This window comes from Pseudomonas sp. HMSC065H01 (genome assembly GCF_001815235.1).
GTDB classification, from domain to species: Bacteria; Pseudomonadota; Gammaproteobacteria; order Pseudomonadales; family Pseudomonadaceae; genus Pseudomonas; species Pseudomonas aeruginosa.
This window is the reverse complement of sequence record NZ_KV819915.1, coordinates 81,240-90,802: the sequence shown is the minus strand read 5'-3', so window position 1 is coordinate 90,802 and position 9,563 is coordinate 81,240. Positions and strand designations below refer to the sequence as shown.

Here is a 9,563-nt window from a genome sequence, read left to right as displayed (position 1 = left end):
CAGGGTGGGTCAATTTTCCATCAGCGCCAACACATGGACCACTTCCAGTGGATCGTCGCGCTGACCCGGATCATGTCCGCGGTGTTCCGCAAGGGCGGCGACTGCACCTTCCTGGTGGAGGAACTGAAGGCGGTATTCGACCCGCGTGGCGGCTACCTGAAGAAGGGCGGCGTCTACATGCCGTCGATCGTCGCCGAGATCGGCGCAGTGCTGGAGCGCCATCTGATCGCCATCGGCATGCTCGAAGGCCATGCGCTGGACGAGACCCAGCTCAAGTACCTGGCCGAGAAGCGTGCCGCCTACGAGGCGAGCCAGGGTGCGGTGGCGGTCGAGCCGGGCGAGGGTTTCCCGGCCGGCGCGCAGCTGTGCAACAAGTGCAACACCCAGGCGGTGGTGCAGATGGACGGCTGCGCGACCTGCCTCAATTGCGGCAACTCCAAGTGTGGTTGATCCGGTTTCGCTGATTCGCGAGCCGGCTTCGTCAGGCCCCCCTTTACCAGGGCAATCGCATGAAGAGAACCGTTCTCGTTCATACGATCAAAACACAGGCTTTTGTGAAGGGAGACCCCCTCGTCGTTAGCGTTACCACTCTCATGGAAGCTATCCAGCGTCTGGTATTGGATACGGAGGCGCGGGCTGGCACCCCTCACTCCTGCCGGCGCAGCGCTCAGACCGCCACCAGATGATCCTCGCCGACCGCGTCGAAGCGCTGCGGCGGCGCCCGGAAGCCCTGCGGCTTGATCGGATCGGGCGCCTCGAAGGCCTCGAGCAGCGCCTTGAAGTCGCGCCGGCGGTCGACGTCGGGCATGGGCACCGCCTCTAGCAGGCGCCGCGTGTAGGGATGCCGCGGATTGTGCAGCACCTGGTCGCGGCGACCGATCTCGACGATCTTCCCTCCATACATCACCGCCACCCGGTGACAGATGCGCTCGACCACCGCCAGGTCGTGAGAGATGAACAGGTAGCTCAGACCATGCGTCTCGCGCAGCCGCTCGAGCAGTTCCAGCACCTGCGCCTGCACCGAGACGTCCAGCGCCGAGACCGATTCGTCGGCGATGATCAGCTTCGGGTTGAGCGACAGCGCGCGGGCGATGCAGAGGCGCTGGCGCTGGCCGCCGGAGAACTGGTGCGGGTAACGGGTCATGGCGTCGGCGGCCAGGCCGACGTCCTCGAGCAGCGCGGCGACCCGCTCGCGGCGTTCGGCCAGCGGCAGGCGGTCGTGAATCAGCAGCGGCTCGCCGACCAGTTCCAGCACCGTCTTGCGCGGGTTGAGCGCAGCGTAGGGGTCCTGGAAGATCATCTGCACGTCGCGCCGCACGGCCTGTAGCGCCTCGCCCTGCAGGCCGTTGAGCTCGCGGCCGTCGAGCTTCACGCTGCCCTGGTAGGCGAGCATGTTCATCAGCGCCTTGCCGGTGGTGGACTTGCCGCAGCCGCTCTCTCCCACCAGCCCGAGGGTTTCGCCCTGGCGCAGGGTGAAGCTGACGTGCTCCACCGCGTGAACGTTGCGCACCGGTTCGAGCCAGCCGCCACGCACCGGAAAGCGCACGCACAGGTCGTTCACCTCCAGCAGCGGTGGGCGTTCACCGAGCGCCTCGGGCTCGCCGGCGCTGCCCAGCACCGGCACCGCGGCGAGCAACTTGCGCGTATAGGCCGCGGCGGGCGCGGCGAACAGCTGGCGCACCGGCGCCCGCTCCTCCATCCGCCCCTGGTTCATCACCACCACTTCGTCGGCCATCTCGGCGACCACGCCCATGTCGTGGGTGATCAGCAGCAGGCCGGTGCCGAAGCTCTGCTGCAGCTCGCGCATGAGTTCGAGGATCTGCGCCTGGATGGTCACGTCCAGCGCGGTGGTGGGCTCGTCGGCGATCAGCACGTCCGGTCGGCAGAGCATCGCCATGGCGATCATCACCCGCTGGCGCATGCCGCCAGACAGCTCGTGCGGGTACTGCGCCAGGCGCTTCTCGGCGTGCGGCATGCGCACCGCGTCGAGCATCTCGCGGGCGCGCCGGGCGATCTCGCGGCGCCCCAGCGGCTCGTGCCGGCGCAACGTTTCCTCGAGCTGCTGGCCGACCGTCATCAGCGGGTTCAGCGAGGTCATCGGCTCCTGGAAGATCATCCCCAGGCGCTTGCCGCGCAGCGGCTGCAGCTGCCGCTCGGGCAGGCCGAGCAGGTCGCGGCCCTCGAAGATGATCGCCCCGCCGGGCACGCTGGCGGCGCGCGGCAGCAGGCCCATGATCGCCAGCGAGGTGAGCGACTTGCCGCTGCCCGATTCGCCGGCGATGCACAGCGTGCGGCCGCGTTGCAGGGCGAAGCTCAGCTCGTCGACCACCCGCCTGGGGCCAAAGTCGATGGTCAGGCGTTCGACGGAGAGCACGGGGCGGTCGGGGGATGTCGAGGTGTTCACGGCGGTTCTCTGTAGATGTTCTGGCAGGAGCGAGGGACGCCAGCGCCTTTCACGAGCAAGCTCGCTCCTGCGAGGAAGGGCGTCGCCGTCAGGCGAACACCACCTTCGGCACGTAGAAGGACACCACCCAGTTGGGCAGGTCGACGATCTCGCTGATGCGCAGGTCGCCGCACACCGAGCAGAGCATGTAGGCCTGTTCGGCCGGCATCCTGTGCTCGCGGCAGAGCCAGTCGATGGCGCTGCTGACCGCGCCGCGGGCGGCCTGCATCAGGTCCGGGCCAATCCCGGTGAAGGCTTCGTAGCCGGTGCCGTCGAGGTGCCGGGTGACCGGCCCGGGAGTGCTGAAGCGCGGCGCGGCGAGCTTCTCGCCCTTGATCAGGTCGAGCGTGACCACGGCGTTCATCCGGCTTTCGATGGCCGTGCCGCAGACCTCGCCGTCGCCCTGGGCGGCGTGGGTGTCGCCGATGGAGAGCAGCGCACCTTCGACCTCCACCGGCAGGTACAGGGTGGTGCCGGCGGCCAGGTCGCGGATGTCCAGGTTGCCGCCGACGCGCCGCGGCGGCACCACCGAGTGCAGGCCGGGTTCGGCCGGGGCGACGCCGATGGTGCCGGCGAAGGGCTTGAGCGGTATCCGCGCGAAGTCGCCGAAGGCGGCCGGCGCCAGGCTCTCGGTGTCGTACTGCCAGAGCGCCAGGGCCGGTTCGAGGAACTGGTCGGCGAGCAGGCCGAAGCCGGGGATGTTGGCGGTCCAGCCGAAGCCGGACGGCTTGAAGCTGTCGATGGTGACCTTGAGCACGTCGCCGGGCATGGCGCCTTCGACGAACACCGGGCCGCTGACCGGGTTGATCCGGTCGAACGGCATGCTGGTGACGTCGGCGACGACGGAGTCCTTGGTGAAATGGCCGTTGGACGAGTCGTGGCATTCGAACTCGAGGGTAGTGCCGGGCGCCACCCGCTCCACCGGGGTGAAGCTGTTGTCCCAGCCGAAGTGGCTGTGGACGCTGTGAATCGTCTTGACCAAGCAGTTCTGACACATGGGGCGAGGCCCTCCTAGCAGGTCCGCGGCAGCGGGACGGCGAGCGCCCGCTGCCCGGCGGTTATTTCACCGAGATGTAGTCGTAGTTGACCGGCACGTGCACCGGGTCGACGTAGAGCGCGTCGTCGCCGGCCATGCGCGCCGAGCGCACGGTGAAGCGCTGCTCGTTGAAGATCGGTACCCAGGGTGCGTCGGCCATCGCCTCGAGGAACACCTCCTTCCACAGCGCGATGCGCTCGGCTTCCTGCGCCGGGTCGGCCATGGCATCAGCCTGCGCGGCCTTGGCATCGAGCGCCTTGTTGCAGTACAGCGCCCAGTTCCAGCCGCCATCGACCGCCCCGGCGCAACCGAGAATCGGCCCATAGAAATTCGACGGATCCGGGAAGTCGGCGATCCACCCCATACCGCCGGACCAGACCATCGGCGCCTGGTTCGGCTCGCTGCCGGCGGCGATCACGTTGGCCTGCGCCAGCGACTTGATCTGCGCGCGGATGCCGACCTTGGCCAGGTCCTGCTGGATCGACTGGGCGATGCGCGGCTGCGGGTCGGTGTTCATTACGAACAGCTCGGTGTCGAAGCCGTCGGCGAAGCCGGCCTCGGCGAGCAGCTTCTTCGCGTCCTCGACATCGTAGGCGTAGCCCTGGTAGTCCTCGGCGTAGCCGGGCATGGCCGGCGGCAGCGGCTGGTTGGCCGGGGTGGCGCGGCCGTTGATGATGCGCACGATGCGGTCCTTACTGATGGCCATGTTCACCGCCTGGCGCACCTTGAGGTTGTCGAACGGCGGCAGCGTGGTCTTCAGCGTCAGGTAGCCGGTGTGCAGCTGGTCACCGACCACCAGCAGGTCCTTGTACTTCGGGTCCTTGCGGAACTGCAGGAACTTGGCCGGCGGCACGCCGTCGCCGGCGATGTCGACCTCGCCCTTCTCCAGGCGCAGCAGGGCGACCATGGGCTCCTGGCCGACCTCGAAGGTGATGCCGTCCAGACGCGGGATGCCGGCCTTGTAGTAGTCCGGATTCTTCTTGAACACCAGCTTCTGGCCCAGCTGCCAGTCGGCCAGGGTGAAGGCGCCGGTGCCGACCGGGTGCTTGCCGAAATCGGCGCCCCATTTCTCGGCCTCTTCCCTGGGCACCACCGAGGCGAAGTTGATCGCCATCACGTGTAGGAAGGTGGCGTTGGGCGCGCTCAGGGTGATCTTCACGGTGTAGTCGTCGAGCACCTCAATGCCGCTCAGGGTCTCGGCCTTGCCCTCGGCCATGGCGTCGAAGCCGGCGATGGAGTTGAAGAAGCCGGCGCCCGGGCTCTGGGTCTTCGGGTTGACGGTGCGCTCGAGCGAGTACTTGACGTCCGCGGCCTTCATCTCGCGGCCGTTGTGGAACTTTACGCCCTTCTTCAGGGTGAAGGTGTAGACGGTGCCGTCCTCGGAGATGTCGTAGTCCTCGGCGAGGTCCTTCTCCAGCTCGGTGGTGCCCGGCTTGTAGTCCATCAGGCCGTCGAACAGGCTCTTGATCATCGACCAGTTCTGCCAGTCGTAGCCGATCGCCGGGTCTAGCGTGGCCACGTCGTTCTGGTAGGTCACCACGATGTCGCCACCGGCCTTGGGCTCGGCGGCCAGCAGCGGGCCGGCGAACAGGGTGGCCGCGATGGCCAGGGAAATTGCCTTGCGCTTCATGCTCCTTGCCTCTTTCTGGTTAGTGTTTCTTGACGTCGATGCGCGGATCGACCAGTGGAACGGTGAGGTCCGCGATCAGGTTGCCGAGGACGATGGCCAGTGCCGACACGGTGGTCACGCCGACGATAACCGGGATGTCCACCTGCTGGATGGCCTGCCAGGCGAGCTGGCCGATGCCCGGCCAGCCGAACACCGACTCGACCACCACCAGCCCGCCCATGAAAATGCCGATATCGATGCCGATCATCGGGATCACCGGGACGATGGCGTTGGGCAGCACGTGGCGGGCGATCACCCTCAGCCGGCTCAGGCCCTTGGCGCGGGCGGTGCGGATGAAGTCCTGGTGCAGCACCTCGATCATCGAGGAGCGTGTCATGCGCGCGTACCAGCCGCTGCCGAGCACGCCAAGGGTCAGCGCCGGCAGCAGCAGGTGCTCAACGCCGCCGTAGCCACCGAGCGGGAACCAGCCGAGCTTCACCGCGAAGAAGTAGAGCGCGAGCATGGCGGCGATGAACTGCGGCGCCGACACGCCGACGAAGGAGAAGGCCATCAGCAGCTTGTCGGCGAAGCCGCCGCGGCGCAGCGCGGCGATCACCCCGAGGCCGATGCCGATCAGCAGCTCGAAGCCGATGCCGGCGGCCATCAGCTGCAGCGAAGGCTTCAGCCGTGCGCCGATCAGCTCGGCCACCTCGCTGCGCTGGATGTACGAGCGGCCCAGGTCGCCCTGTACCAGGCCGGCCAGGTAGCGCCCGTACTGCACGTAGAACGGCTGGTCGAGCCCGAGCTGGGCGCGGATGCTGGCCACCACCTCAGGGGTCGCGCTGCGCCCGGCGATTTGCCGCGCCGGGTCGGCCGGCAGCATGAACAGCAGCAGGTAGGTGATCAGGGTGACGCCGAGCAGGATCAGCAGCGAGTAGCCGAGGCGGCGCAGGATGAAAGGAGCCATCAGCGTCTCCCCGACAGGGTCGGGTCGAGCTCGTCGCGCAATGCGTCGCCCACCAGGTTGAAGGCCAGCGACAGCAGCACGATGGCCGCCCCGGGAAAGAACACCAGCCAGGGCGCCTCGGTGAAGTAGGTCTGGCTCTCGAAGATGATGTTGCCCCAGCTCGGCGTCGGCGGCTGTACGCCCACGCCGAGGAACGACAGGGTCGCCTCCAGCAGCACGGTTGTGGAGATGCCCAGCGTGGCCCAGACCAGAATGGTAGGCAGCAGGTGCGGCAGCAGGTGGCTGAACAGGATGCGCCGGGCGCTGGCGCCGAGGGTGCGCTCCACCGCGACGAAGTCGCGCGCGGCCAGGGCCACCGTCTCCGAGTAGATCACCCGGGCGATCTGCACCCAGTTCACCATGGCGATCACCAGCGCGACGATCCACACGCTCGGCTGGAAGATCGCCGCCAGCGCGATCGCCAGCAGCAGCGCCGGGAAGGCCATCATCAGGTCGGTAAAGCGCATCAGCACGCTGCCCAGCCAGCCGCGCACGAAGCCGGCGGTGAGCCCGACCAGGGTGCCGATCAGCACCGCCAGGCCGTTGGCAACCAGGCCGATGAAGAGCGAGGTGCGCGCGCCGTAGACCAGCCGCGAGAACAGGTCGCGGCCGAGCAGGTCGGTGCCCAGCCAGTAGGTCGAATCCGGCGGCAGCGGCGCGCCTTCCAGCGACAGGCCCTCGATGTACTGCTCGGAGGGGTCGTAGGGGCTGAGCCAGGGAGCCAGCACGGCGAAGGTCACCACGGTCAGCACGAACAGCAGCGACAGCGCCACCGAGGGGCGCCGCAGCAGCGCCAGCAGGATGTTCATCGCTGCCGCTCCTGCCGCGGATCGGCGCCCAGGCGGTCGACCTCGAATTCGGCACAGAGCGCCTCGACGCTGCGGTTGAGGCGCATCGACAGCTCGCGCAGTTGCTCGTAGGCCTGCTGCTCGGTCAGCGTCCGCTCCACCATCAGCCGCGCCAGGGTGCGCGCCAGCAAGGGCCCGGCCTCGACCCGCCGGGCCAGCGCCGCCTGCTGCCGGTTCGCCTCGGCCAGCCGAGCGCGCAGCCCGATGGCCATCATCAGCGTGGTGTACACCGAGCCCTGGGTGATCGGCTTGTTCAGTAGTGCGGTGACGCCGAGCTCGATGGCGCGCTGGATCTGCGACAGCGTCTCGTGGGCGGTGAGCGCGATCAGCGGCACGCCGGCGGCCTCGAGTCGGGCCAGGGTCGCCGGGCTGGCGAAATGCTCCAGTTCGACGATGGCGGCGAAGCAGCCATCGAGCGCCGGCAACGTGTCGGCGGCCACCGCCTCGGCGGTGATGCCCAGGCGCCGCAGGCTCTTATGCAGGCTGGCCAGGGTGCGCTCGTCGCAGTCGACCAGCAGCAGCCGGCCGTTCTCGAAATCGGGACGCGACAGGGACTTCATTTGACGATCCTCAGGTGCTGCCGGGGGACCTCGTGACGCAGCGCCTGGAAGGCGCCGAGGTCGGTGGCGGTGAGGTAGGGGTCGGCGGGCAGCGCTGCGGCCTCGCTGTGCAGCAGCTCGAAGCGGCCGGCGCGCAGCTCGGCGATGTGGCAGGGCAGGCTCGAATGGTTGTTGCGCGACGACACCCGCAGCTCGCCGAGCACGCCGGGCAGCGGATGCCGGTAGAGGTAGTCGCAGATCACCTCGGGCGCGTCGCTGCCGGTGTGCTGCAGGGCCTCGGCGAAGGCGTGCACCGCCACGTAGGCGCCGGTGTAGTAGTGCGAGCAGCGGTCGAGCCCGTGCACCAGTTGCTGGCACCGGCTGAATTCGGCATGCACGCTCTCGAAGAACGGACCGCAGGACAGCAGGCGCAGGTTCGGCCGCTCGCCGACCTCGCCCAGCTCCGCCTCGGTGAGGTTGCAGCTGAGCACCGGCAGGCGGATGCCGGCCTGCGCGCAGGCGGCGTCCAGCTCGCGCAGGAAGGCGTAGGAGGACTCGCCCACCAGGTTGTTCAGCACGAACGAGGGCGCCTGGCCCATGAGCGTGGGAATCGCCTCGGCGAAGCCGGTGCCGCCCAGGTGCACGTACTTCTCGCCGAGCACCCGGCCGCCGGCCAGCTCCAGCACCTCGCGGGCGATCCGGTTGCTCTCCCAGCCCCACACGTAGTTCGAGCCGATCAGGTAGCCGCGCGCGCCGAAGGTGGCCAGCGCGTAGCGCAGCAGCGGCACCAGCGTCTGGTTCGGGCAGGCGCCGAGGTAGAGCACGCTCTCGCTGCTCTCGAAGCCCTCGTAGGGGCAGCCATACCAGAGCAGCCCGCCCTGCTGTTCCAGGTCGGGAATGATTTCCTTGCGGCTGGCCGAGGTGATGGTGCCGAACAGGTGCCGCACGCCCTGCTGCATCAGCGCGGCGGTTGCCTCGCCGTAGCGGCTCAGCTCGCCACGCGGGTTGCAGTGGGTGGCGGCCAGCTGGAAGTCCAGCTGCGGGTCGGCATTGATCTCGGCCAAGGCATCGCGGGCGCCAGCCAACGCATGGCGGGCCATCCGGCGGTAGGTGCCGTCGGTGGAGAGCAGCAGGCCGATGGGCAGTGTTCGACGCATTTTTCCGTGTTCCCAGAAACGAAAAAAGCCCGATCGACCAGCAGGCTGGTGGATCGGGCTTCATTACCCGGCGCCCGGGGGCGCGAATGGTCACAAGGCTTACGAGGCAGAGCCCGGCTTGCAGTGGATGCGCTTGCCCATGAAAAAAGTATGCCAGATCGCCAACAACGGCCCTGGGCAGGCGGTGGGGCGACGCCCAGCCGCCCAGCCCGCACCACAACAGGTCGCACAATCGCTGTCACGCGCCAGCCTGGTGCGAAATGCATGCAGCCGCTCAAGCCTCGCCGGGCCCGCAGGGTGCGCCGTGCGCACCGCGTATCCATCAGCGCATCACGAAACGCCACTTCTCGCTGTCGAGCGACGACGAATGCCGTGAGGCGATCCTCGCAAGCGTTGCGTTGTTCGCATCGCAGTGCCGTGCAGCCCGCAGAAACTGCAATCTTCCAGGGCACCGACGCAGGGCAATCGCTTGAAGGCTGGCCAAGCCCGAGAAGTGCAGCGCGATAGGTATCGGAGGTGGATGCAACCAGGCGGCGGGTCTTGATACCTCCCTTCTTGCCAGTGGGGTCGAGCCGAAACAGGTTGAGGACATTCAGCTAATCCACCGGCAGTTCATTGATAGGTCATCGAGACTTCGCTCCGTAGCCACCGTGGCTGCACTCGTCTACCGCAAAATGTCGGTGGCAGTCCTGCAAAAACCACTGACCCGCCACAAGCGCTCACTGGGGCACCTCCGCCGAACTAGCCAAATACACCCTCGTGACGACAGAACTCTCCGCCAAATCGCCCATATCCAGCGTGCGCCTCCGGAATAGATCACTAGACCTCGACTGGTCTAGTCTTTCACTCACTCTATTCGAATGACATTGCAAGCTATATAACGAATAGCCGGCCAGAGATTGGCACCGATTGCCTAGGGAGAGAG

The 9,563-nt window shown here is 67.7% G+C and carries 7 protein-coding genes and 1 pseudogene; 1 reads left to right on the top strand and 7 read right to left on the bottom strand.

Features of this window, described 5'->3' with window-relative positions; translation table 11 throughout:
- Positions 1–450: pseudogene (locus HMPREF3014_RS25210) on the top strand (NrdJb); the annotation flags it as partial.
- A gap of 217 nt (positions 451–667) precedes the next feature.
- Here HMPREF3014_RS25210 and HMPREF3014_RS25205 read toward each other — a convergent pair.
- The 7 genes from HMPREF3014_RS25205 to HMPREF3014_RS25175 form a co-directional block, all read right to left on the bottom strand.
- Positions 668–2,404, bottom strand: coding sequence for an ABC transporter ATP-binding protein (locus tag HMPREF3014_RS25205; protein WP_003160985.1), 1,737 nt, complete (start codon positions 2,402–2,404; stop codon positions 668–670).
- An 88-nt stretch (positions 2,405–2,492) separates the two neighbouring features.
- A complete protein-coding gene (locus HMPREF3014_RS25200) occupies positions 2,493–3,440 on the bottom strand; it encodes an acetamidase/formamidase family protein (protein WP_003160984.1) in 948 nt (315 codons plus the stop codon).
- Between the two features lie 61 nt (positions 3,441–3,501).
- Positions 3,502–5,109, bottom strand: coding sequence for an ABC transporter substrate-binding protein (locus tag HMPREF3014_RS25195; RefSeq protein WP_003160983.1), 1,608 nt, complete (start codon positions 5,107–5,109; stop codon positions 3,502–3,504).
- Positions 5,110–5,128: 19 nt separating this feature from the next.
- Positions 5,129–6,055 (bottom strand): ABC transporter permease, encoded by a 927-nt coding sequence (locus tag HMPREF3014_RS25190; RefSeq protein ID WP_003160982.1) that lies wholly within the window; start codon positions 6,053–6,055, stop codon positions 5,129–5,131.
- On the bottom strand, positions 6,055–6,903 hold the full coding sequence (locus HMPREF3014_RS25185) for an ABC transporter permease (protein ID WP_003160981.1): 849 nt from the start codon (positions 6,901–6,903) through the stop codon (positions 6,055–6,057). The genes HMPREF3014_RS25190 and HMPREF3014_RS25185 overlap by 1 nt, the downstream gene beginning before the upstream one ends.
- Positions 6,900–7,502 carry an ANTAR domain-containing response regulator gene (locus tag HMPREF3014_RS25180; RefSeq protein WP_003160980.1) on the bottom strand — a complete coding sequence of 201 codons (603 nt, stop codon included), beginning with the start codon at positions 7,500–7,502 and terminating at the stop codon, positions 6,900–6,902. Before HMPREF3014_RS25180 ends, HMPREF3014_RS25185 begins: the two co-directional genes overlap by 4 nt.
- Positions 7,499–8,638 carry a transporter substrate-binding protein gene (locus HMPREF3014_RS25175; RefSeq protein ID WP_003160979.1) on the bottom strand — a complete coding sequence of 380 codons (1,140 nt, stop codon included), beginning with the start codon at positions 8,636–8,638 and terminating at the stop codon, positions 7,499–7,501. Before HMPREF3014_RS25175 ends, HMPREF3014_RS25180 begins: the two co-directional genes overlap by 4 nt.
- Positions 8,639–9,563 lie beyond the last annotated feature (925 nt).